This window comes from Paraburkholderia sp. CI2 (genome assembly GCF_014201055.1).
GTDB classification, from domain to species: domain Bacteria; phylum Pseudomonadota; class Gammaproteobacteria; order Burkholderiales; family Burkholderiaceae; genus Paraburkholderia; species Paraburkholderia tuberum.
This window is the reverse complement of sequence record NZ_JACHDL010000027.1, coordinates 82,996-105,910: the sequence shown is the minus strand read 5'-3', so window position 1 is coordinate 105,910 and position 22,915 is coordinate 82,996. Positions and strand designations below refer to the sequence as shown.

20 protein-coding genes are annotated in these 22,915 nt (G+C 60.2%); 8 read left to right on the top strand and 12 right to left on the bottom strand.

What is annotated here, in order from left to right; all coding sequences use genetic code 11:
* Positions 1-319, bottom strand: a 319-nt coding sequence (locus HDG32_RS29535) for a LysR family transcriptional regulator (RefSeq protein WP_184072713.1), incomplete at its 3' end; no start/stop codon positions are given.
* A 143-nt stretch (positions 320-462) separates the two neighbouring features.
* Here HDG32_RS29535 and HDG32_RS29530 point away from each other — a divergent pair.
* Both HDG32_RS29530 and HDG32_RS29525 read left to right on the top strand, forming a co-directional pair.
* Positions 463-1,293: a TerC family protein gene (locus HDG32_RS29530; RefSeq protein WP_184072711.1), complete on the top strand. Its 831-nt coding sequence runs from the start codon at positions 463-465 to the stop codon at positions 1,291-1,293.
* A gap of 98 nt (positions 1,294-1,391) precedes the next feature.
* Complete coding sequence (locus tag HDG32_RS29525; protein WP_184072709.1) at positions 1,392-1,709, top strand: zf-TFIIB domain-containing protein; 318 nt, start codon at positions 1,392-1,394, stop codon at positions 1,707-1,709.
* A 799-nt stretch (positions 1,710-2,508) separates the two neighbouring features.
* Here HDG32_RS29525 and nhaR read toward each other — a convergent pair.
* Positions 2,509-3,405 carry a transcriptional activator NhaR gene (gene nhaR / locus HDG32_RS29520; RefSeq protein ID WP_184072707.1) on the bottom strand — a complete coding sequence of 299 codons (897 nt, stop codon included), beginning with the start codon at positions 3,403-3,405 and terminating at the stop codon, positions 2,509-2,511.
* A gap of 146 nt (positions 3,406-3,551) precedes the next feature.
* Here nhaR and HDG32_RS29515 point away from each other — a divergent pair, with 146 nt between their 5' ends.
* Complete coding sequence (locus HDG32_RS29515; protein ID WP_184072705.1) at positions 3,552-4,043, top strand: CBS domain-containing protein; 492 nt, start codon at positions 3,552-3,554, stop codon at positions 4,041-4,043.
* Between the two features lie 82 nt (positions 4,044-4,125).
* Positions 4,126-5,091 (top strand): Tim44 domain-containing protein, encoded by a 966-nt coding sequence (locus tag HDG32_RS29510; RefSeq protein WP_184072722.1) that lies wholly within the window; start codon positions 4,126-4,128, stop codon positions 5,089-5,091.
* Between the two features lie 444 nt (positions 5,092-5,535).
* Here the strand turns inward: HDG32_RS29510 and HDG32_RS29505 are convergent, their stop codons facing one another.
* The 4 genes from HDG32_RS29505 to HDG32_RS29490 are packed head-to-tail and all read right to left on the bottom strand — an operon-like array spanning position 5,536 to position 11,745.
* Complete coding sequence (locus HDG32_RS29505; RefSeq protein ID WP_184072703.1) at positions 5,536-8,235, bottom strand: CoA-binding protein; 2,700 nt, start codon at positions 8,233-8,235, stop codon at positions 5,536-5,538.
* A 27-nt stretch (positions 8,236-8,262) separates the two neighbouring features.
* Entirely contained in the window at positions 8,263-9,549 is a 1,287-nt protein-coding gene (locus HDG32_RS29500) for an ATP citrate lyase citrate-binding domain-containing protein (protein WP_184072701.1), read from the bottom strand.
* 7 nt (positions 9,550-9,556) lie between these two features.
* A complete protein-coding gene (locus HDG32_RS29495) occupies positions 9,557-10,444 on the bottom strand; it encodes an amidohydrolase (RefSeq protein ID WP_184072699.1) in 888 nt (295 codons plus the stop codon).
* Complete coding sequence (locus HDG32_RS29490; RefSeq protein ID WP_184072697.1) at positions 10,441-11,745, bottom strand: MFS transporter; 1,305 nt, start codon at positions 11,743-11,745, stop codon at positions 10,441-10,443. Before HDG32_RS29490 ends, HDG32_RS29495 begins: the two co-directional genes overlap by 4 nt.
* 143 nt (positions 11,746-11,888) lie before the next feature.
* Between HDG32_RS29490 and HDG32_RS29485 the strand changes: the two genes are divergently transcribed.
* Positions 11,889-12,632, top strand: a complete 744-nt coding sequence (locus HDG32_RS29485; RefSeq protein ID WP_184072695.1) for a GntR family transcriptional regulator — start codon at positions 11,889-11,891, stop codon at positions 12,630-12,632.
* A 308-nt stretch (positions 12,633-12,940) separates the two neighbouring features.
* A complete protein-coding gene (locus tag HDG32_RS29480; RefSeq protein ID WP_184072693.1) occupies positions 12,941-14,248 on the top strand; it encodes an MFS transporter in 1,308 nt (435 codons plus the stop codon).
* Positions 14,249-15,149: 901 nt separating this feature from the next.
* Here HDG32_RS29480 and HDG32_RS29475 read toward each other — a convergent pair.
* Positions 15,150-15,326, bottom strand: a complete 177-nt coding sequence (locus HDG32_RS29475) for a hypothetical protein (protein WP_184072691.1) — start codon at positions 15,324-15,326, stop codon at positions 15,150-15,152.
* A 159-nt stretch (positions 15,327-15,485) separates the two neighbouring features.
* Here HDG32_RS29475 and HDG32_RS29470 point away from each other — a divergent pair, with 159 nt between their 5' ends.
* Positions 15,486-16,037 carry a glycine zipper family protein gene (locus HDG32_RS29470; protein ID WP_184072689.1) on the top strand — a complete coding sequence of 184 codons (552 nt, stop codon included), beginning with the start codon at positions 15,486-15,488 and terminating at the stop codon, positions 16,035-16,037.
* A 121-nt stretch (positions 16,038-16,158) separates the two neighbouring features.
* On the opposite strand, the gene HDG32_RS29465 is transcribed toward HDG32_RS29470, so the two are convergent.
* The 3 genes from HDG32_RS29465 to HDG32_RS29455 all read right to left on the bottom strand — a co-directional run bounded on the left by HDG32_RS29465 (position 16,159) and on the right by HDG32_RS29455 (position 18,758).
* The gene (locus HDG32_RS29465; RefSeq protein ID WP_184072687.1) at positions 16,159-17,709 is read right to left on the bottom strand and encodes an NYN domain-containing protein; all 1,551 of its coding nucleotides are present in this window, start codon (positions 17,707-17,709) and stop codon (positions 16,159-16,161) included.
* A 164-nt stretch (positions 17,710-17,873) separates the two neighbouring features.
* On the bottom strand, positions 17,874-18,521 hold the full coding sequence (gene clpP, locus HDG32_RS29460; protein ID WP_018421618.1) for an ATP-dependent Clp endopeptidase proteolytic subunit ClpP: 648 nt from the start codon (positions 18,519-18,521) through the stop codon (positions 17,874-17,876).
* 90 nt (positions 18,522-18,611) lie between these two features.
* Positions 18,612-18,758: a hypothetical protein gene (locus tag HDG32_RS29455; protein ID WP_184072685.1), complete on the bottom strand. Its 147-nt coding sequence runs from the start codon at positions 18,756-18,758 to the stop codon at positions 18,612-18,614.
* Positions 18,759-18,782: 24 nt separating this feature from the next.
* On the opposite strand from HDG32_RS29455, the gene HDG32_RS29450 reads away from it, so the two are divergent.
* Entirely contained in the window at positions 18,783-19,838 is a 1,056-nt protein-coding gene (locus HDG32_RS29450; RefSeq protein ID WP_184072683.1) for a sigma-70 family RNA polymerase sigma factor, read from the top strand.
* Here HDG32_RS29450 and HDG32_RS29445 read toward each other — a convergent pair.
* Together HDG32_RS29445 and mdtD are read right to left on the bottom strand one after the other, a co-directional pair.
* Positions 19,794-21,068, bottom strand: a complete 1,275-nt coding sequence (locus HDG32_RS29445; RefSeq protein ID WP_184023079.1) for an EAL domain-containing protein — start codon at positions 21,066-21,068, stop codon at positions 19,794-19,796. The two genes, HDG32_RS29450 and HDG32_RS29445, sit on opposite strands and share 45 nt — an antisense overlap.
* A 320-nt stretch (positions 21,069-21,388) precedes the next feature.
* Positions 21,389-22,849 carry a multidrug transporter subunit MdtD gene (gene mdtD / locus HDG32_RS29440; RefSeq protein WP_184072681.1) on the bottom strand — a complete coding sequence of 487 codons (1,461 nt, stop codon included), beginning with the start codon at positions 22,847-22,849 and terminating at the stop codon, positions 21,389-21,391.
* Positions 22,850-22,915 lie beyond the last annotated feature (66 nt).

The following is a 22,915-nucleotide window of genomic DNA, read 5'->3' as shown; positions in this document are numbered from 1 at the left end:
CGGCCAGCTTCGAAATGCCATCCGTCAAGCCGACCGCGAAGCGCGCGACGGTCCCGCTGGCCGCTTCGCGCACTTCGTCGTGCAACGCGCGCCCGATCTGGAAGATTTCCTCCGCTCGCGCATACGCCGCCTGTCCCGCTTCCGTCATAGCGACGCCGCGTCCGGCGGGCTTCAGCAGTTGATGTCCGAGCGATTTTTCCAGTTCGCGCACCTGCGCGCTGATGGTTTGCACCGCCATGTCGAGCCGTTCGGCGGCGCGCGCAAACCCGCCTTCCTTCACGACGACCCAGAAATAGTGCAAGTGCCGGTAGTTGAGCATGTGTGGCCTCACTTCGAAAAAACCGAACCAACCGTCAGCTTATCACTGGTTTTTTCGAATGCGGCGCCAGGCGATCATGCTTTCCACAGGCTGTGACCCAGTAATCAGCCGTTTTCGTCTCAACCGGACAACGACGCTCGCAAATGGAATCCTTACTGACCCTGGCCGCCGATCCTGCTGCATGGGCTGCACTCGTGACGCTCGTCGTGATGGAGATCGTGCTTGGCATCGACAACCTGATCTTCATTTCGATTCTGAGCAACAAGCTCCCCGAAGCGCAACGCGCGCGCACGCAGCGTATCGGCATCATGCTGGCGCTGCTGATGCGGCTCGGCCTGCTGGGCACCGTCGCGTGGATCGCGCGTCTCACCGAGCCTGTGTTTTCCGTGTTCGATCACGCGTTTTCGTGGCGCGACCTGATCCTGCTCGCGGGCGGTCTGTTCCTTGTGTGGAAGGCCACGCGTGAAATGCACCATCACGTGAGCCGTGACACCGAGGCGCACACGAATCCTGCGATGGGCGTCGGCGGCCTGACGGTGACGGCTGCCATCGGCCAGATTCTGCTGCTCGACCTCGTGTTTTCCGTCGACAGCATCATCACCGCGGTCGGAATGACGGATCACCTGCCCATCATGTTCATTGCAGTGATCGCTGCTGTCACGGCGATGTTGTTCGCGGCTCGCCCGCTGTCGAAGTTCATCGAGCGCAATCCGACCATCGTCACGCTTGCGCTGAGCTTCCTGCTGGTGATCGCGATGACGCTGATTGCCGAAGGTTTTGGTTCGCACGTGCCGAAGGGCTACATCTATACGGCCATGGCGTTCGCAGGCTTCGTCGAAGGCATGAACATGATGGCGCGGCGCAGAAAGGACAAGCGCGAGCACGAGGCGGCAGTTTTGGAAGCGGAGCGTGAAGCCGGCTCCGAAGCAAGGTCTGAAAAGACGCAGACCAGCGGTTCGGCTTTCTCGAACTGAACGAAGCGGACTGAAGCGGACTGACAGAAGTATCGGGGCGGTTGAACGCCGCCCCGACCGGCAGCACAAAGGTTGAACGTTACGAAAGGAGCAACGCAATGAAGTGCCCCGTTTGCAAGACCCCCGATCTGCTGATGACCGAGCGTCAGAACATCGAGATCGACTATTGCCCGACATGCCGTGGCGTATGGCTCGATCGCGGCGAGTTGGACAAACTGCTGACCCAGATGCAGGACACGCCCGAACCGGACAACAGAAGCAATCAGGTCGAGCGCGACGAGCGCTACGGCGACCGCGACGGCCACCATGACCAGCAGCGGGGACGGCGCAACGATTCTTACCACGGCGATCAGCGCAAGCACAACGATCCGCGCCGCAAGAAGAAGTCACTGTTCGATATGTTCGACTTTGACTGACCTGCATGCGTCCTGCGCTCGAACTGTTCTGGCGGGAATTCCACAACCGGCGCCGTCTCGCAATTGCGTTGTGGCGCTATCTGAAGGACGGGGTGATACCCGAGGGGGCGCAACTGAAGTCAGTGATCCGCAAAGGCGTTCCGACAATATCAGCATGGAAAGCGCGGGACACGACGTATGGGCGGTTTGAAGTGAACATGCCCGTGGGGTGCCCGGGTTACTCACGTAACCGATTCTTGAGATGGGGCGTGCTCCCGAAAAGAAATTCCGGTGCAACGCGCAACAGATGAGGCTGGCTAGCCGCCAGCGGATAGAAGGTGGTGACTGCGACACGAAGTTGCTTGCAGGAGCTGTTCCCGCTTCAACATGAGGGAACCGCCCGTGTCACCGGGCGCGTCTAGGAGTCTGAATAAAGAGCGACTCTGACAACGTAACGAAGCATCGCAAGATGCGGGGTATCAATCGCGAGAGGCGTACCCTTCACATCGGAAACGGCCATAGCCTTCATCTGCCCGGCCGTTTGATCAGGCGAGCCGTCGGCCGCAAACTTTGGATAGATCGCGTATGGACGTCGACTCGATATAAAACGCATGCGTGCTTCTCGCGGACATTAGCAATCTGTTCATCGCTCTAATGGAATAGCGATAGTAGCTATTGTCATCATCGAATTGAACACGCGTGCGTTCGCATCGAGACCTTCGAGGTGATCGCCGCGTTCCCGCTACGTAAGGGGCCGCAAGCGCGCTCAAACCCGGGTGTTGCCGGCATCGCGAGGTCATCCTACACAGAAACGGCCCCGCTAAACGTTGAACAGTTCGCTACGCGCCGCGTCCATGATCATCGCGACAGCCGGGTGGCTGATGTGGCGCTCGATAGAGATTGCAAAAAATTCCTCGACGATCGAATTGATCTGCCCGACTATCGTCAGGTTGTGCTCTGTCTGCAACTGGCTTTCGAGCACGGTTGGCGCGAACAGCAGGCCGCGGCCTTCGCGGCCGAATGCCATGGTCATCGCTCCGTCGTCGAACTCGCCGACGATGCGCGGCGAAATGGCGTGCGAGGCGAGCCAGTGATCCAGCTTGCGCCGCACGGCGGATTCCGTGCCGGGCAGTAGCACAGGCAGCTTGTCGAGCGACATCGGGAAGCGTTTTTTGCTGCTTTGAATCAGCGCCTGGGTTGCGAAGCAGCTTAGCGTCGAACGTCCGAGGCGGTGATTGAACGCCTTGATGTTGACGTCGACGGGAATGGGGGCGTCCGCGATGATCAGATCGAGGCGGTGCACGGCCAGTTGCGCGAGCAGCGCGTGCAGTTTGCCTTCGTGGCAGATCATGCGCAGCGACGCCGACGCGCTCAGCGCGGGTTCCAGCAGCCGGTACGCAATCGCCTTGGGGACCGAATCCGCGATCCCGACGCGAAACCGCGTTTGCGCACCGGATTCGCTTTCGCGCCGCACAGCGCTTTCGAGTTCCGAACCTAACGAAAATATCTCGTCGGCGTAGTCGAGCGCGAGGCGCCCCGCATCGGTCAGTTCGAGCGTGCGGCCGGTTTTCCTGAACAGCTTCTTATCCAGCGCCTCTTCGAGAAGCTTGATCTGGCCACTGAGCGTTTGCGGCGTGATGTGCAACTGCTCGCCCGCGCGCACGATGCCGCCCGCGCGAGCCGCGACCCAAAAGTAATAGAGATGCTTGAAATTCACGAACCCTCCACCGATTACGGAAAGATATGTTTTTCTCGAAGTATCAACAATAAAAATACGAATTTTATGTTGGCGTGGGTTCAGTTAGATTGAGACCTCGCCCCGAAGCGTCGGCGGGCGTTTCATGAAGCTGACAGAGGTGACATATGGCATCGGTTGCAGAATTGCTGCGTGCGAAAGCTTCCCGGACAGTGTGGTCGATCGAGGCATCCGCTTCGGTTTGCAACGCGATATCGATCATGGCTCACAGGGAGGTTGGAGCGTTCATCGCCGTGCACGACGGGCGCATAGCCGGCATCGTGACGGAGCGCGATTACGCCCGGAAGATCGTTCTGATGGAACGCTCGTCAACGAATACGCCTGTGCGCGACATCATGTCGACGGCGGTGCGTTATGTCAGCCCGAAGCAGACGACGGACGAGTGCATGGCGATCATGACAGAACATCGGATTCGCCATCTGCCTGTGCTCAGCGCAGGGCAGGTGACAGGAATGGTGTCGATCGGCGACCTGATCAAGAACCTGATTTCCGAGCAGGAACACACCATCCGGCAACTGGTGCACTACATCCACGGCAACGGTTTTCACGCCGCTTTTGATGGATCGAAGGCACAACCGGCGGCGAGCTTGCGTAGCTAAAAATATTACTGTTCGTAATGTATTCGTGCGCGCAAATGGAGCGCGTTGCGGGCAGTTTCGCGACTCATCGAAAGAGGTTTTTATGTACACGCAAATCATCAACAAATTACGACGTGCTGCCGGTGCAGTCACGCGCGGGACGGCCGCGCTCGGTCTGGCGGGGCTGCTGGCGCTGGGCGCCGTGGCGTCGACCGACGCCGAGGCGAAGCGCGTAGGCGGGAGTCAAAGCATCGGGCGGCAGTCGCAGACGGCGTCGCCGTCTGGACCAGCGCAGCAAAGCCAACAGGCACAGCCGGCACAACAGGCCGCGCAGGCGCCAGCTGCGGCAGCGGGTAACCGCTGGATGGGCCCGCTGGCTGGTCTCGCTGCGGGCCTTGGGATTGCAGCATTACTGTCGTCGTTTGGCCTGGGCGAAGGGCTGGCGCAGATGCTGTCGAATGCGTTGCTGATCGGGGCGGTGATTTTCGCCGGCGTGATGCTATTCCGCTTTATCGCCAACCGGCGTCGTCCGGATCTTGCCTATGGACACGGTCCCGTGAACCGCCAGCAAACGAACGGCTCACGGTTTCTGAATCAGATCCCGCAAGCGCGGCCTGAAGCGAACTTGCGGGGCTGGCCGAACGCGGCGATGGGTTCGACCGGAGCAGCGGACACGGAGAGGACAACGGGACGACCACTCGAGCAGGATCAGGCGGCGTTTCTTGTATCGGCAAAGACCTTGTTCATGCGCCTTCAAGGCGCATGGGACCGGAACGAGCAGGGTGACCTGTTCGAATTGACGACACCGGAGATGTTCGCGCAAATCAAGCGGGATCTCGAAGCTCGGGGTCGCCAGGTGAGTCATACGGAAGTCACGCAACTTGACGCGGAAGTGCTTGGCACAGAACGCAATGCGGATGAAACGCTGGTTAGCGTTCGCTTTTACGGTCAAATGCGGGAAGACGATGCGCCGACTGCCCAGCCGTTCCAGGAAGTCTGGAACATGGTCAGCGACGCACGTGGCAACCAGGCGTGGCGACTGGCCGCCATTCAGCAAATTGACGGATGAGAGCGTAGTTGAAACCGGCAGCGGCCTGCTGCCGGTTACTCGTGAGGGTGGCGCGCGCCGCGGAACTACCTGAGACCAACCTTTCGCCAGCGACCGTGCGTGAGAAAGTCGAGCGCCACTTGCGGAGTGGCAAACGCTGGGCGCATGAGGCGATGGTCGGCCAGATTCGGTCATTCGCTAACAAGACCTGGATCGTCAACAATCGACGAGCCGAGACGATGGTCTTGACGCAGCTTCCTTTCCGCCAGGCAGAAGACGTCAATGATGAAATTGCTGACTGTTCGCGTTAAACCTCCCGTTCGGATTTGCGCATGTCCTTGGTCCGGGTACCGCACACATCAGAGGCAGTGAACCGGTTTGACCGCCGCAACTTAGGGACATCAGACAGATGTGAGCGTAAGCCCGGCAGCGTAGAAGGACGTCTAGCGCTGCCGGGTCATCCCCCTACGCGACGAAACGGCACTCCGACGCGGGTGTCCGCGTATCCATGTTCCTTCCGCGGTTCATATGGTCGTCGATTTCAGCCGCGCAACCGAGCATGCGGGGGTATAGAAATATAGTGAAGGCGGCCGTCTCCAAGGCGTTGCGGGAATAGGTTCCGTCACGATATGGCTGCCAGAGCATCTTGAGCAGCAACGCGGCAATCACCGCGTCGACGTTGACGCAGTAGACGTTTCGCGAAACCCCGGCGTCGAACAGACTTTGCACCAACGTCCGATAGAAGTCGTGGAAGATGTTATATTCGCCGCGCTCGGCGAACAACTGCCGAACGAACACTTCACGTGGATCGTGGTTGACCGGCTTGTCCTTAAACACCGGATGATTCACGCCGGGAATCTTCTGAATGTCGAGGCTGCCGCTCGTTTTCTTGCTCGATTTGTATTTGGCGTAACTTTCGACGTACGTCATCGCCAGTGCTTTCAGATCGAGCCCGTGAGCCGGGTCGCCCGGGTCAGTCAGTCCACTATCCCTGAACTGGTCGAGCAAAAATGCAATTCCCTCGAATCCATTTCCGCCGTGTGTATAACCGCTGTGCGTCAGGAAGCCGATTAACGCCTTGTTGAGCTGGACGCGTTCGGGGTCTTCGGGACCGTCAGCAGAGACCGCACCTTTTGCACCCTGCGCGGAAATCGTTCCGGGTCCATTTGACAGCAGCAGACCGACCAGCAATTGGAAGGGAAACAAGTCGCTCGTGCCTGGCGACAATCCAAACAACGCGCTGAAGGCGGTTTCACCAAGCGACCGCTGCTCCAGGATTGCTTTCGTTTCGACGCCGCAGAAGCTGTCCGGGCAGTGCTGATCCGACGGCACCGACGCTCCGATTAAAGAACCGAACAGCTGTATCCACCAGGGAAGGCTCTCGGCCGAAAGGCGCGAAATGCGTTTGCGCATTAGCGGTCCCCATGCGAGCGTCGCGCAAATGGCCGCCAGTACGGCGTCAGTAGTCGGTTCGCCAGGCAGGCTTTCGATATATCGCACGAACGTCGACTTGACGTCGCGGGCGTTGAGTCCGTCCAGGATTGCGCGAGCCCGCAAATCAGGTTCGCTGCCGACGAACAGGCTTAAGTCGCTGACTTGGGCGCGAGAAAAGTCGAAATTTTCGTCCGTCGCGTTCTCGAGCCTCACCGCAGCGAAGGCGTCGATTAGAGCGCGGACCGCCTGGCGGGGCCCGACTTGCCCGCGCGGCCCGATAATGCTCGCAGCGGCGGCAAGAACAGTGTTCGGTGCATTACCGGCATCCCGTGCAGCCTGCGCCGCCGCGAGTGCAGGATGTCCATACAGGTTCAGGAACGCACTCACAGCGACGTTGATTAGCGCTCGGTCGTTCATCCCGCCGGGTTCGTGGAGCAGCGCGAGGCTTACGTTTGTCTCAAGGGGGTACTGCGCCGCATCAAGCATCGAAACGCCGTACAGACTGGTCACCTGCGACTTCGGGTCCATCTGCGACGCGCCAGAAGCATCCTTCATCGACTGTCGCGGTGGTACAGCTCCAACCTGTTTGTCGAGCGCGGCAATCTGGGCATCGTATGGGGCCGCGGCCTGCACGACAGGCAAATCGAGCGCCTGCGGCAGGCTCAATCCGCGGTGACTGCTAAACCACGGTTTTAATGCGAGGTTACCTTCCGGCTCGAAATCTGGCCTGCAGGCGTTTTCACGCATCACAGCCGTGAGTGCTGCGGGTATGTGCGCGATGTTCGTGACAAGCGCACCCTTTGCCGACACGGCCGGATTGTCCGGTGTGAACACACTTGACACCCCGAATTTATCGAGAAACCATTGTTCTTTCGATGCGGCGTCGTCCGCGCCTCCGGACATAGCACCCGCGTGTCCGACAGCACGGGTCAGCTTTGACTTCCAGCGACCCACGACGCACGCAACCACCGGCTTCGTAAAGTTGGCGTCGAGCTCGTAGTAGCCGCCCGGTTCAACATAAAGAACGGCGGCCTTGCTTCGCGCGTCGTTTGCCAGCGCCGCAGCGAACTCGGGCGCCGCGAATTGAATGTAGACGTCTTTGCCACTTGAAATGGCTGTTGTCGTACCCCATCCGGCCATCCGCAGGTAGGTTGCAATGGTCGTTGTGAAGTTGCCCGAGTTCGAGAACAATGCAATTGAGCCGCGTCGCAATGCCTCTTCAGGATTGTCGCCGCCCAGCGCTCCGCCGATACGCACCTGGTTCCACGTGTCAGCTACGCCGAGGCTGTTGCCGCCAAAAATGTCGATGCCGTTGGACTGACCCATCGCGCGGATTTCGCGGGAGTCACTGACGGCCAGCTTTTCGGTGACGATGAAAATCTTCTTCAGTTCCGGGTTGACGCGGATAAGCTCGGCCACGCCATCTCGTGCAGCGGAAGGAGGGAGGTAGATGACGCCGCAGTTGAACCTGTGGCCATCGTTCAGTCCTTCGAGAACGTTGTTGTAGACCGGCACGCTTCCAAGTGCCGTTTCCAGTACCTGGCCGTGCTTTCCCGGAGCCGTGCCAAACACCACATTGCCACCGGAATAGGCATGACCGACGGGCGTGACATCGCTCGACTCGCCGCCCAGAATATTGAGCACGCAAACGCGGTCGTCCTTTGTTGCAACTTGGGATAACGAACTAATTCCTACGAAGTATTTAAAATCGCCAATGCCCTGCTTGTACATAATGATTCTCCTCAGTCGATGAGATGCTCAGGCAGCCTGTTTGACCGCAATTCCCAGCTTCGCGGCAATCTGCTCACGGCCGCCTGCTTTCATCCATTGGTCAACCTGCTTCGCATGCAGGACGACCTCGCTCATGTCCGAGTCAAACCCGAAGAAGGTGTACGGCAATCCCAGTGAATCGAGCGTGTCGCGCAATGCTCCCATTCCGCGAACCAGATTCGGACCGCCACGGCCGACCACCACATAGAGCGGCGTCGGGCCGTGCTGACTGAAGTGCTCGCGTAACGCGTCGGCCATTGCGCGAAATGTTTCGAAAATATCCGTGTTGTTCGACTTTCCACCAATGATGAACAGCACATTGCTCTGCTCAATCCAGTGCTTGAAGCAGATGCGGGCGACTTCCTTCATCTTTTCGTAGGGTGGGTTGCCGCCGAAGTCTGACGAGATGATGGCGTCGTCTCCGAGCATTTGCGTGACAAGGGAGTTCGCGCCGCCACCGAACGTCGGAGCGAGAATGCTGCCCTTCGCGTTAATGACGTAGACGTCGCTCTGCCCTTGATATGTGCGAAGCTGGTTGATTTCCTGTTCGAAGTCTGAATAGTCGACTGCGAAGAGATGCGCGGGCAGGTCAAGGCGCTGCCAGCGCGGGTCATCACGGTCGAAGCCGCATTTGAAGTCACAGGCGACGGGTGTCAGCCGTCCCTTGCTATCCTCACGCATCCGGATTGGATTGAGTTCGAGAGTCGTCATTCCGAACCCGTGGTAGAGCTCCCACAACTTGGGGAGGTGCTGCACAAGCGGCGAGATAATCTGTTTGGGTGCGCCCAGCGTCGAAAGCGCGTTCGCCACGACGAACGCCTTGAGCCCGGTGAGCGGGTCAAACGGAATCTGCACAACTTGCGACTTGTCCAGTTCCTCGATGTCGACGCCACCGTGATGTGTGAGCGTCATCGTCGGTGCGCGGAAGTGTGTCGAGTCGGTAATCGAGAAATAGACCTCGTACTCGGCCGGCACACCCGCCTCAAAGGTCACACCGTTGGCTTTCGACACAGTATTGGCAACGTGATGTTCGACGAAGTAAAGACGCTCCTTCTCCTTCAAGGCGGTCGTCAGGTCAGTCGCGCGGCCAATCAGACCGGCCTTGCCCTTCTTGCCAACACCGCCCTTGAAAACCGGCTTGATGAAAATCATCCCGTGTTTTTTCAGCATCGCTCGAATCTGCTCTTCGCTGGCGTCCGGACCCAGAATTTCGGGTGTCGGAAAGCCCACGAACTGCAGCAATCTGGCGCCGTGCAACATACCGGTGACTTGCATGATGACCTCAGGAAGTGAGTTGGGAAGTCGGTGTCGTCCGGACAATATCCCTCACGGGGTCTTTGTCGAACCCGTAAAACGAGTGCGGGGTTGAGCACAGGATTGCCTCGACAATCGCGGGCGCAAGATGTAAGTCCAGCAACGCGGTGAGCGTCCGGCTGTAGTTCGTCGCATGTTCAAACTGCGTGTGTGGCCAGTCGCTGCCCCACATCAGACGTTCGGCGCCAAATGCGTCTATGAGTTGGTCCGTGGCATCGCGCATGAAACTCGAGTCCGGCTCCGAGCACCGATAGGCGCCCGAAATCTTGACCCACACCCGGCCGGATGGGCCAAACTCCAACAGGTCGTGAAACCCCGGGTCGCGTGTGCCGCTGTCCGGGTCAGGGCGGCCAAAATGGTCAACGACGACTGGCAAGCCCTCATCCAGCAAAGTGTTGACGAGCGGCGCCAGGTCCGAGGCCTCCCTGTGCAACTCAACATGCCAGCCTAGTTTTGATAACTGCCGCCAAAGCGTTACATATGGCGCCGAGCCCAGCTTGGGGAGCGTCTGCCCGACAAGGTTCAGACGCACGCCCGTCACACCCTGGCAGTTCAGCCGCTGCAGGTCGTCTTCTGAAATTTCGGGGGACACGACTGCTACACCTCGCAGCCGGCTAATGTCGCTGGTCAGCGCCTTTAAAAGATGGCTGTTATCGGTGCCGAGAAAGCTGGGCTGCACAAGGACGGCATTGCCAATATCGTTCTCGTCCAGAAGCTTCAGGTAGGCGTCCAGCGTTGCGTCATAGTCGGGTGCGTAGCGCCGTCCGTCCGCCAGCGGCAGAGTCCGGGCAAACACGTGCGCGTGCGTGTCAACGCGCGGCAGCCGTGGCCGCGCGATGGATGGTGCCTGAGTCATCGCTGGCTCCGGGGATGGTCAAGCGCTAATTCGGCGTCGGCGACCGGTCGCGAAGCCTGTTCGACGCCGGACGGCCGCAACCGCTTGCCGCGCGTTTCGGGAAGCAGCAACACGGCAACCATCGCCAGCCCATACGCAATCGCGGCATCGATGCCAATCGCTGCTCCCAGCGACATCGAATGACTCATGTACCCGACCAGCACAGGGAAACCCGCCGAGGCGATGCGACCGAAGTTGTAGCAAAAGCCGACGCCTGTCCCGCGCATGTCCGCAGGATAGAGTTCGTTGAAAAGTGCGCCCAGGCTGGCCGGGATGCCGGCGGCGAAAAAGCCTAGCGGGAAGCCCAGAACAAGCATCTGCGCGTTGCTCAATGGAAGCATCACGTAGGCGAGCACGGTGACGATGCAAGAAAATGCAAAGAATGCGATGTTGCGCCGGCGTCCGATACGGTCGAGCAAGTAAGCGCTCGCCATACAGCCGCACCAGAAAGCCACGATAACAACCGCAAGATACCCACCGGTGTTGAGGACCGACAGATGTCTTTCCTTGGAGAGGAAGGTCGGCAGCCAGGTCATGATGGCGTAGTATCCGCCGTGTGCGCCTGTGCCCAGAATCGCCCCGATGACGGTGGTCTTGATGACGCGCGGCTGGAATACTTGCGCGATTTGCCCCCACACAGAAACAGCGGGTTCAGCGCGAGACGGCTCAACGCGCACGGGTTCGCGGAGATTGCGGCGGACGTAGAGGACGAGAAGCGCGGGCAGCAGGCCAACACCGAACATGACACGCCACGCCGTGTCTGACGGCAACCACGAAAAAGCTGCGGCATACAACAGCACTGCGCCGGCCCAGCCGACAGCCCAGGCGCTCTGTACCGCGCCCATGGCCTTGCCGCGGTGTTCCGTCCGGATGGTCTCAGCCATCAACACGGCGCCTGCAGCCCACTCTCCGCCGAACCCGAACCCTTGCAGGGCCTTCAGGACCAGTAGTTGAGGAAAACTCTGGGCGAAGGCGCAGAGGAACGTGAAGCTGGCAAACCAGAGAATCGTAATCTGCAGCGTCCGCACCCGACCAATCCTGTCGGACAAGGCGCCCGCCAACCAGCCGCCCATCGCCGATGACACCAGTGTCACGCCGCTGATTGCGCCCGCCTGCGTGTGGTCGATGCCGTACGCTGCGATGATTGCGGGGATTGCCAGGGTAAACATCTGCACATCGAGGGCATCGAGGCCCCAACCCGCGAAACATCCCCAGAAGGTGTTTCGTTCGAGAGGTGTGCCTTGCTTGTACCAGGTGAACATCGCCGTCTCCAAGGTAAATTCATATATTCATGTATATGACTATATGTTTAGTTTAGGCGCCTCGACGAAGAAGTCATTGGGGATTTACCCTTGTTCCTGCAGATGTTGTACAGTGACTATTCCTGTGAACAACTATATGAATCATGGATATGCAGTCGTTCTCGGCCAAGCCAGACGGTCGATTGCCCCGGTACCAGCAGCTACGCGATGACCTGGTGCGCCGCATCGCGGAGGGCGAGTGGGCGCCAGAAAAGGCAATCGACACAGAGGCGGAGCTCAGCCTGTTTTATAACGTGTCGACCGGCACACTTCGGAAAGCCATTGATTTGCTGGTGGCCGACGGGGTGCTCACCCGCACCCAGGGAAAGGGGACCTTTGTCCGGCGCCCGCGCTTTGATTCGTCGTTGTTCCGCTTCTTCCGATTCAAGTCAGCTGACGGGAAGCCGGTCCGACCGACGGCGAAGGTGCTCAGCCGCGAGGTCGTCAAGCCAAACGAGACGATTCGCTCAACCTTGCGGATGAAGGCGACGGAGAAGGCTGTTCATCTCTCGCGGGTACGACTGATTGACCGACAACCGGTTTTGTCGGAAGAAATATGGCTTCCACGAAGCCGTTTCGAAGCGCTGGCGACTCTGCCCCTTGGTGGCTTCGAAGATTTGCTTTATCCGCTCTACGAGCGGCTTTGCCGCCAAATCGTCGCATCCGCAACCGAGATTCTGAACGTCGAACAGGCGACGGACGCTGATGCAGCGCTCTTGCATATCGACGTTGGCAGCCCGGTAATCCTTGTGCACCGTGTGGCATCCGATTTCGCCGGGACGCCTATTGAATGGCGCACCACGCGTGGTGCTGCTGCAGCGTTCCAGTATCAGGTCGATATTCGCTGACAACGCGACTCCCTCGCCGCGTTCGGTGCCGTCATAGGACCGACAACGCGAACTGACTCTCTGTCACCCGGCAAGTCGCATTTTTCCCGCGACTTTCAGGGCTCTACACCTCGTTCGCCGAATACATCACTGGTCGCCAGCTGCGGCCGCGTGCTCGCTTGCGTGCGCTCGTCCGGGTTATACCTCATTGCAGCCCGACCTCAAACATACAAACATATACATGACTATATCAATCTGCTTGTTTTCGTGTGACTGACCGTTTTCGAAACGCCAGTCGAGCGGCAGCGGGCATGGAACTTGGAGCGAACATGTCTACGTCCGTAACACGTGAGCAGCAGGTAATGAAGAAAATGGCATGGCGGCTGATGCCGCTGCTGATTGTCATGTTTCTCATCGCATTCATCGACCGGCAGAACGTGGGCTTCGCGAAACTGGAAATGGTTCAGGCACTCGGCATGACGGAAGCCGCGTATGGCCTTGGAGCGTCGCTGTTTTTCATTGGCTACCTCCTGTTTGAGGTGCCCAGCACACTGGCGCTTCATCGTTTTGGGGCCCGGACGTGGCTCGCTCGCATCATGATTACGTGGGGCGTCGTTACAGTGCTAATGGCGTTCACCAGGTCCCTGCCAGCTTTTTACTCGTTTCGGTTTGCGCTGGGCGTTGCTGAAGCCGGCTTTTATCCAGGCGTCATTTACTACCTGACGCAGTGGTTTCCTCAAAGCTACCGGACACGTGTGCTTGGCCTTTTTACCCTCGGCAGTTCGCTGGCAAACATGCTTGGCGCGCTGGTCGGAGGGCTGCTCCTTTCCTTGGGCGGAACACTGGGACTGGCGGGTTGGCAATGGGTCTTCCTTGCCACCGGTCTTCCGGCAATACTGATTGCCTTCGTAGCGCTTAAATATCTACCGAGCTCCGTCAAGGAAGCGAACTTCCTTTCCCAGGACGAGAAGGACATTGTGGTCGCAGCGCTTGTGCGCGATGCGTCCCCGGAAGCAAAGGCGTCCCGGCCATGGGCGGCATTGCTTGACCCGAAGGTTCTCATGTTCGCAGCGACCTACATGCTGATGTCGACGTCGCTGTACGGTGTTACGTACTGGTTGCCTACGCTGGTCAAGAGCTGGGGCGTTTCGTCGAGCGTCAACGGCCTGCTCAACATGATTCCGTGGGCACTCGCGACACTTCTTCTGCTTTGGCTTCCCGGGAAGCTCAAACGTGAACAGGTGGTGTTAAAAGCAATGGTCGTGGTCGCAGGCATCGGCGTTGTATGTTTTGCCTCCAGCCTCGTATTGCCGACGGTCTCGTTGCGCTTCATCGCCCTGTGTGTGGGTGGCGCCTGTATTCCTCTGCTGTACCCTTGTTTCTGGTCGCTTCCCCCGCGCTTCTTTTCCGGCGCTCGAGCCGCGGCAAGTGTCGCCGCCATCAACTGCATCGGCAATCTCGGAGGGTTCTTCGCACAGAACCTGATGCCGTACGTCGGCAAAGTTAGTAATAGCCATGTCGCACCCATGCTTGTTCCGACTGCATGCCTGTTAGCTCTCGCAGTCGGCACCGCGATTGCGTGGACAGTCGGTGGGCATCGCAAGGCGGCGCTTGCATCGTCAACGGTTCGGCTTTGATGAGAGCGCTGACACGCCTGGGCTCTTTGCACAGATGCAACGTGCACTTATTCGAGCCGCACTTTTCGACTGGTTGCAGGCTGAGTGCGGTTCAACATCGCGAACGGTTAAAGCCATCCGGGCTGGCTGGAGGCAGTTCCGTAGCAAGGCTCAAATCGAGCGCGCGTCGCCCTTTGTGCTTCTTCGGATATATGACGGGTTGTACGCCTGTAACCCCATCGTTTGTACGAGGTGAACGACCGCTTACGAGCTAGCTGAATGTCTCTTCGGGGTCGACTAGCGACGATGAGGCGCAGAACTTGACAAGGTTCGCAGTTCAAGGGAGCTAGAGCGGCGAACGATAGATCGAAAACCTTTTGATCGCGCCAACGCTTTCTTGCGCTCGAGATGAGCGCAGTTACCCAACCACTGCTGCCGGCGTCGACGAACAATAAAGTCAAGAAATGTCCTTTCATGACGATTTCAACGCAGTCTAAACGCCCTAATAACGCGGGGGTCGTATGCAACTGGGTATGAATGGAGCGATTCCGATACGAAATTTGGTATAGCAGTCCGACGATTTGCCGCCCGTCTGCGACAACATGATACTTTTGCTTTCCAAACTTTATTGTCGCGGCACATGCCGGTTGCAGATCGCCGTCTGATGTCGTGATCCTGGCGGTCGCGATTGAAGATGGTAGCCAGAGACGAAAGCCCTCGATCGCGAGGGCTTTTTCTTTCTGGAGGCGATTGGAAGGGGAGGGATTGTATTGCTTACCACCGAGGGATGCCCTTCTTACGCGCTTCTGAAAGAAGTTTGTCACAGTTGGTAACTGCGGTTTGGCGGGGCGCGCGGCGCTAAGTCAAATTGCCCTGCGGCTAATCGTCGGGGCCAGAATTCCTGGATATCTGCCGATGCCGATCACCCCGATCCCCGCCCGTCGACTTCGCCGAACTGGCCGGGGGCGGGCACTGGCGGCGGATCGTTCATGTACTGGAAGTTCTGCGCGTTCGCGGCGCTCGGGAAGGTCGTCGTGCTCGGTTGCTGGAGTACGACGTTCGGCGCAGCCGGCGTCGTGTCAATTGATTGCCAACTCATCTACAAGCATTACTTGATATAACGTACCAATCGCCGCGGTGACTCGCAGCAAGGTCGAGGCCAGCCAGCCGGGCAAAAAACTTTCTGTAACTGAGCCGTAACCACGGAATTTCGCGATTAGCCTAACGTTTGAATTCCAATCCTCCGAAGTGCACCGCCATGATTTCCAGCAATAAAACGATCAGCCTGGCGATTCCCGCCGCCGTTATCGCGCTCGCGTTAGGCGGTTGCGCAGTGGCGCCACCGAGCGGCCCGAGCATAGCCGCGATGCCGCGCAGCGGCGAGCCGCTCAGCCAGTTCCAGCAGAACGACTACGCGTGCCGCGACTACGCAAATCAATCGACGAATCCGTCCGGCGCTGCGCAGGCGGCCACCACGAACAGCGTGAACAGCGCGGCGCTCGGCACGCTCGGCGGCGCGGCGATCGGCGCGCTGTTCGGCGCCGCGGCGGGCAACGCCGGCGCGGGCGCGGCGATCGGCGCCGGCAGCGGTCTGCTGATCGGGGGCGCGAACGGCGCGAATGGCGCCCAGTATTCGGCGACCGGCATGCAGGCGCGCTACGACACCGCCTACGCCCAGTGCATGACCTCGAAGGGCGAGACAATCGTTCAGCCGCAGCCTTACTATTCGACGCAGCCGGTGTACGTCGCGCCCCGTCCTTATTACGCGCCGCCTCCGCCCGTCATGTACGCGCCTTATCCGGCTTACTGAGCGGTGATAGCTGAGGCCGGCCGGCTTGCTTGTCTTGCATTGTCGGCCGGTACTGCATTTCAAGTCCGAAGGACGGTTGGGCGGTAGCTTTTAGTGACGATCGTCGAATCCGTGCCGCTCCTTATTCCGCGCTGTCGGTCGATGCCGCTTTGCGCGGGCGACGGCTCCGGGACGCCGTTTTACGGGCTGCCTTCCTGGCGGCCTCAGACCCTTCTTCCGAGTTGATTGCTGGAGCAGGGGGCGCGGCCGGCGCTGCGATCTCAGGTACTTCCTCGATCGTGCCTGGCGTGCTTTTCTTCACTTTCTTCGCGGCCGTTTTGCGCGATGCGCGCTTTTTGGCGCTTTGACGCAGCGCCGATTGGTCGCTGTCGGTGGAATGGTCGGTTCCTTGGCCGAAAACGACTTGTTCAGCGGCTGTATCCGCTTCCGCTGTTACAGCGCGAGCTTTGGACTCTTCAGCTATCGGTTCAGTGACGAACTCATGTGGGAGCGACGCGTGTTCACGCCGTTCCTGCCGCTCGACCTCTTCGGCGGGTTCCGCGTGTTCGGTGAGAGCCGGATCGGTAGCCGCATGCTCTTCATCAGCCATTTCGTGGTGACCGCGCTTGCCGTGCGCGGCCTCCTGCTGACCCCGCCCCGGCTTGCGGTTGTTGCGCTCCTTGCGCCGCGACTTGTGCTTGCCGCCCGACTCGGACGCGGCCGCTTGCGCAGCCTGCGCTTCATACGAATGTTCGGCCGCCTGTTCAGCCGATACCGCTTCAGCCGACCCCGTTTCGGCAGGCTCCGCCGCGGTTTCGCCGATGGTTTCACTTGCCGCTTCACTCGCGACGTTCACGGCTGAGCTTCGATAGACGTACGCGCCTGACTTTTCATCGCGGCCGAATTCGAGCAGCCCGCGCGCCTGCGCTTCTTCAAGCAGATTGCCGAAAGCACGAAACCCGTAATACGTCTCGTTGAAATCCGGCTTGCGCCGTTTGATCGCGTTCTTCAGCACGGACGCCCAGATCTTGCCGCTGTCGCCACGTTCGGAAGCGAGCGCGTCGAAGGTCTGCACCGCAATTTCAACGGCCTTGCTGCGGCGCTTTTCCAGATCCTCCTTGGGCGGGGCTTTCTCTTCGTCAGGCGCACGTTTGGCTGCCTGCTGCGCGCTTTGCTGCTGGCGCGACGATTCACGCCTCACGACTGTGCGCTGACTTTCGCGTACGAGATCGTCGTAAAAAAAGAACTCGTCGCAATTCGCAATCAGCAGATCCGAGGTGGACTGTTGCACACCGACGCCGATCACCTGTTTGGCGTTCTCGCGCAGCTTCGACACGAGCGGCGAGAAATCCGAATCACCACTGATGATGACGAACGTATTGACGTGCGATTTCGTATAACAGAGATCGAGCGCATCGACGACGAGCCGGATGTCGGCGGAATTCTTGCCCGATTGGCGCACGTGCGGAATTTCGATCAACTCGAAATTGGCCTCGTGCATCGCGCCTTTGAAGCTCTTGTAACGATCCCAGTCGCAATACGCTTTCTTGACGACGATGCTGCCCTTCAGCAGCAGGCGCTCGAGCACCAGCTTGATGTCGAACTTGTCGTACTTCGCGTCGCGCACGCCAAGCGCGACATTCTCGAAGTCGCAGAACAGCGCCATGCTGACGTTTTCGTTGGATGACGCCATGTGTATCTCCATTGAAGCGGTCGTCGAAGTCGACGAATCGCGACATGATAGCGATTCCAGCGAAGGTGAGCAGCTTTTGTGGTGCGCTCGCACCGATCGGTAGGTGGGAATTTGCAGCCAGCGGTCCAACCGGTGGTCCAGCGGGCGGCTCGATGTCAGTTCCGTTACAGGGTGTCGCGACGGCCTGCGTTGTTCCATGTCGCGCGAGCTTCCAGCACGTCATCGATCAATCCGTATTCCCTCGCTTCGAGCGCCGACATGAAGTTGTCGCGGTCGGTATCGCGCGCGATTTCTTCGATGCTGCGTCCGGTCCGCTCGGCCATCATCGCATTGAGACGCGCTCGTACATACAGCACCTCCTTGGCCTGGATTTCGATGTCCGCCGCGGTGCCCTGACCGCCGCCCGACGGCTGGTGAATCATGATGCGCGCATTGGGTAGCGCATACCGTTTGCCGCGTTGACCCGCGGTGAGCAGAAAAGTGCCCATGCTCGCGGCAAAACCCGTGCACAAGGTCGAGACCTCCGGCTTGATGAACTGCATGGTGTCGTAAATCGCGAGGCCGTCATACACGGAGCCGCCGGGCGAGTTGATGTAAAAAGAAATATCCTTGTCGGGGTTCTCCGATTCGAGAAACAGCAATTGCGCGACGATCAGACTGGCTGACTGCTCGTTCACGGGCCCGACAAGAAAGACGATGCGCTCGCGCAGCAGGCGGGAGTAGATGTCATAGGCACGTTCGCCCCGGCCGGATTGTTCGATCACCGTGGGCACAAGGCCGAGGCCGGAGACAGACGGGTAACTGGAAGGCATGGATTCCTCGTTCAGGATGGATGGCGCGGGCATTCCGGGATGCGCAGGCCGCCGCGGATCAGAAGCCGCGTGACATGCGCCGGTTGTTGCTCATTTGACGAAGCAGCCGCTGGCGTTGTGACAGCGAATTTTTTTGCGCCGCGCTGTCACATCACCGGTTGCCCATGCGTCAAGCTCAGAAATACCGAGTATGACGCGCGCCTGAGCCATGCCACCGGTATGCAGCCGCTTTTTCACCACGCACCATCGGGAGGTCTACGCATGACGGAACAGGGAATCGACAAGGCATCCAGTTTCGAGGCCGCGCGCGCCCGTCTGCTGGCACTCGCATATCGGATGCTCGGCAGTCGCGCGGAGGCCGAAGACGTGGTGCAGGATGTCTGGCTCAAATGGCACCTGGCCGATACGCAGGCGGTGCAAACGCCGGTCGCGTGGCTCACCACGCTCACCACGCGCACGGCGATCGACCGTCTGCGTCATGCACGGCGCGAGCGTGCGTCACAGGCTAGCGGCTGGTTGCCGGAGCCGTGGCTCGACGAGGTCGCACCATCGGCGGAGGAGTTGGCGTTGCGAGCGGCAGATATGTCGTACGGCGTGATGCTGCTTCTCGAACATCTGAAGCCAGACGAACGCGCGGCGCTCGTCCTGCATGAAGCGTTCGAGTGTGGTTATGCGGAAATCGCCTCGATTCTCGAGCGCACACCGGCCGCTTGCCGGCAAATGGTTCATCGCGCCAAGGAGCGTCTGAGACGTGCGGGGGCGCCGTTGGAGCGACCCGATCCGGCGGTGCATGGGCGAATCGTCGAGCGTTTGCGCGCGGCGCTCGAAGCGCAAGACCGGGCGGGCTTGCTACAGCTTTTCAGCGATGCGCCGCAACTGATCAGCGACGTACCTTTGTACGCTCCGCCCCCTCCGTTCCCCACAGCCAACCCGGCCCTTCGAGCACAAGGGCCAATGCCTGAAACCGAAGCGCAATGCGACCGCGAACCGGGTTCAGGTCCGAAGTGGATGGCTGTAGTCACATCGCTCGCGCAACAGGCGAGCCATGCCGAGGTGGTGTCGATGGCGGGTGCGGTGTGCATCGCACTGTTCTGCGACGGCGACATCGTCGGGTTAATCGACGTGGTGACGGATGGCAAAACGGACCTTTCGGCGAAAATCGTCTCGCTGCGCATCCTGACCAGCGCCGCGCATCTGCAGGCGACCAACCGGATGCTGGGCCGTGATGCGGTCACGGAACTGCTTGCCCGCATCAAGGACCATACGGGGGCGTCAGTTACGGTGAGCCGCGACTTCCCAGTTGATGTCGACGCATAGCACCTGCGTACCATGCGACGTGTGCGCGGCAATCGAGGCGGTCACGCACAGATGCGCTTCGTTGATCGACAGATACGGCGGCGTCAGATGAACCCGCCCCGGTTGACGCATCGCCTGAATGAAGTACGGGCGGCGCTCCCAACTCGCGCCTTCGGAATGCAGCAGCGGGCTGAAGCGCTTTGCGCGTTGCGATGTGCGGCCCGGCGGCAGCACGTTGTCGCCGATCTGCCGCCCCGAACCGTCCAAAACAAAGCAGCGCGCCGTTTCTCCGAGCGCGAGCAGAGGTGCGGTCGCCTGCGTGATCGATTCCCCGGCAACCAACTGCGCGGCGGCTGCCTCGAGCGCCGTGACATACGGCGCGAGCCGCGCGGATTGCGCTTTCTCTCGAGCGGCAACGCGTTCGCGCAGCGAAGCGGAGAGCGAATCCATCAGGCCAGCGGCAACTTGCGGCTTGACGGGTTCGACGCTCGGACCCGCGAAAAATGCGCCCTGGACGAAGTCGACATTGCATTCGAGCGCGATCAGCGCATCACGTTCGGTGCTCAGACCGCCCATCAGCACCAGTTGCCCAGACTCGTGCAACAGAGAGACGAGGCCCGGCAACACGCGCTCGATATGCGAGTGTTCACTCGCTTGCGCGAGGATGCAGCGGTCGAGCGTGACGATGTCCGGCCGCAGATTCCACACCCGGTCGATGTTCGAATGCTTGGCGCCAAAGCCGTCGAGCGCGATCAGGAAACCGGACTTGCGCAGCGAATCGACGATTTCGGCGAAGCGCGTGGTTTCGCCGCCAGCCTGTTCGGATACTTCGAGCACCACGCGCTGCGGCGGCAGGCCGAGCGCCTTCAGGCTGGCAAGCAGCGCGTCGCCGTAACTGGTGTCCATCAGTGCGGCCGGATGCAGGCTGAGGAAGAGCCATTCGTCGTGGCTGTCGAATGCGTTGAAGTTGCCGAGGTGCAGCGATTCGGCCAGCCGTCCGAGTTCCAGCAGATCGCCGCGTCGCGCGGCCTGCGTAAAGACTTCGTGCGAGGGCACTTGCCGCTCATGCTCGTCGTGCACGCGCAGCGACGCGTGATACCCGATCGCGCGCCGGTGCGATACCGAAAAGACCGGCTGAAACACGCTGAAAACGGTGTAGCCGCCATAGAGAACGGTACGCCGGGAGCCTTCGTCGCCGGCCATCGGGCGTGGTGGCTGGAAGCCGGGAGGATCGAGTTCGATCATGCTCATCGTGTCAGTCGTGTGGAAATGGCGGCGCTTGCTGGGCCAGGCAGGAGTTCGCGCGCGCAGACCAAGAGTTTACAGGATAGACGAGCAAGAACTATGCGCGTGTTTGAACACAGCTCGAGCGTCCACCAGCAATGCTCCGAGGAAATCATTGTGCGCCCGCCGCGGTACGAAGGCGACAACGCGCACTTCGCTGGTGCGGGACGCGCCCTGTTGCGGGTCGGCGACGCCGTGCAAGGGTGCTGCGTGCGGCGCGCGCGGAGCGATGCCCGGAAATCCGTTCGCGAGTGCACGAGGATGCGTCGTCCTGGCTCGTGCGGCTTTCAAGTACGTTCCGAAGGATCGGTCTTTTTCGCGGGCGTGCGAATCTCCGGCGACAACTGCGCAAAGATCCATGACGAGCATGCGGTGATGATGCCGACACAGAGGAACGTCGCATGAAACGCGGGCAGCGAATTGGCGCCGGTCACGCGTTGCATGATGCCGGTAAAGGTTGTCAGCAACGCACCGGCCACCGTCACGCCGAGACTCATCGAAAGCATCTGCACGAGCGAAAACAGGCTATTGCCGCTGCTGGCGCCGCCGGTGCCGAGGTCCTTCAACGTCAACGTATTCATCGCGGTGAACTGCATCGAGTTCACGCCGCCGAAGATCGCCAGTTGCACGAGCCGCAGCCACAGCGGCTGATGCGTGCTCGTGAGCGCGAAACTCGCCATCATCAGGCCGACCAGAATCGTGTTCGCCATCAGCACGCGCCGGTAGCTGTACTTCAGAATCAGCTTCGTCACGAGGCGCTTCGTCGCCATGCCCGTGGCCGCCACGGGCAGCATCATCAGCCCAGCTTCGAATGCGCTATACCCGAGGCTCACCTGCAACAGCAGAGGAATCAGGTAGGGCATCGAGCCGCTGCCGATCCGCGCGAACAGATTACCGAGCAGCCCAACGCTAAACGTGTGGATCTTGAACAGATCGAGCGGGAAGATCGGCGCGGGCTCGCGCACCGCGTGCAGCCCATATGCAACGAAGCACGCCATGCTCAGAATCAGCAGCACCAGCACCGTCGCATGTTGAATGCCGAACTCGGTGCGGCCATCGAGCGCGAACGAAATCGCCACCATGCCCACCACCAGCAACAGGTAGCCGCCAAGGTCGAATTTGCCCGTGTGTTCGTTGCGGCTATCCGGCATGAAGATAAACGTCGCGATGCAGCCCACGATGCCCACCGGCACGTTGATCAGAAAGATCCAGTGCCACGACGCGATCTTGACGAGCCAGCCACCGAGCGTCGGTCCGATCAACGGTCCGATCAGCCCCGGAATCGCCACGAACGACAACGCCGGCAGATAGCGCTCAGCCGGAAAGGTTCGCAGCACCGCGAGCCGCCCAACCGGCAGAAGCATCGCGCCGCCCACGCCTTGAAGAACGCGAAAGAGCACCAGTTGGTTCAGCGTATGCGCGTTTGCGCACAGCAACGAGCCCACCGCGAACACGAGGATCGCACTGAAGAACACGCGCCGCGTGCCGAGTCTGTCGGCGAGCCAGCCGGACACGGGGATCATCACCGCCATCGTCAGCGAGTAGGCGATCACCACCGATTGCATGCGCAGCGGCAACTCGCCGAGGCTTGTCGCCATCGCGGGCAGCGCGGTGTTGACGATCGTCGAATCGAGCGTCTGCATGAAGAAGCCGGTGGCGACCAGCCACAGCATCACGGTCAGCGAGCGGGGCGAAGGACCCGAGGGGATATCGGGAGCGAGGGCGGGCGGAGGCGGCGTCGTGGACATATGAGGTGGCTGGGCGCGCTCGGTCGGGCTGGGACTCGCTATTCTAGGGAAAAGCGGGTCCCGGCG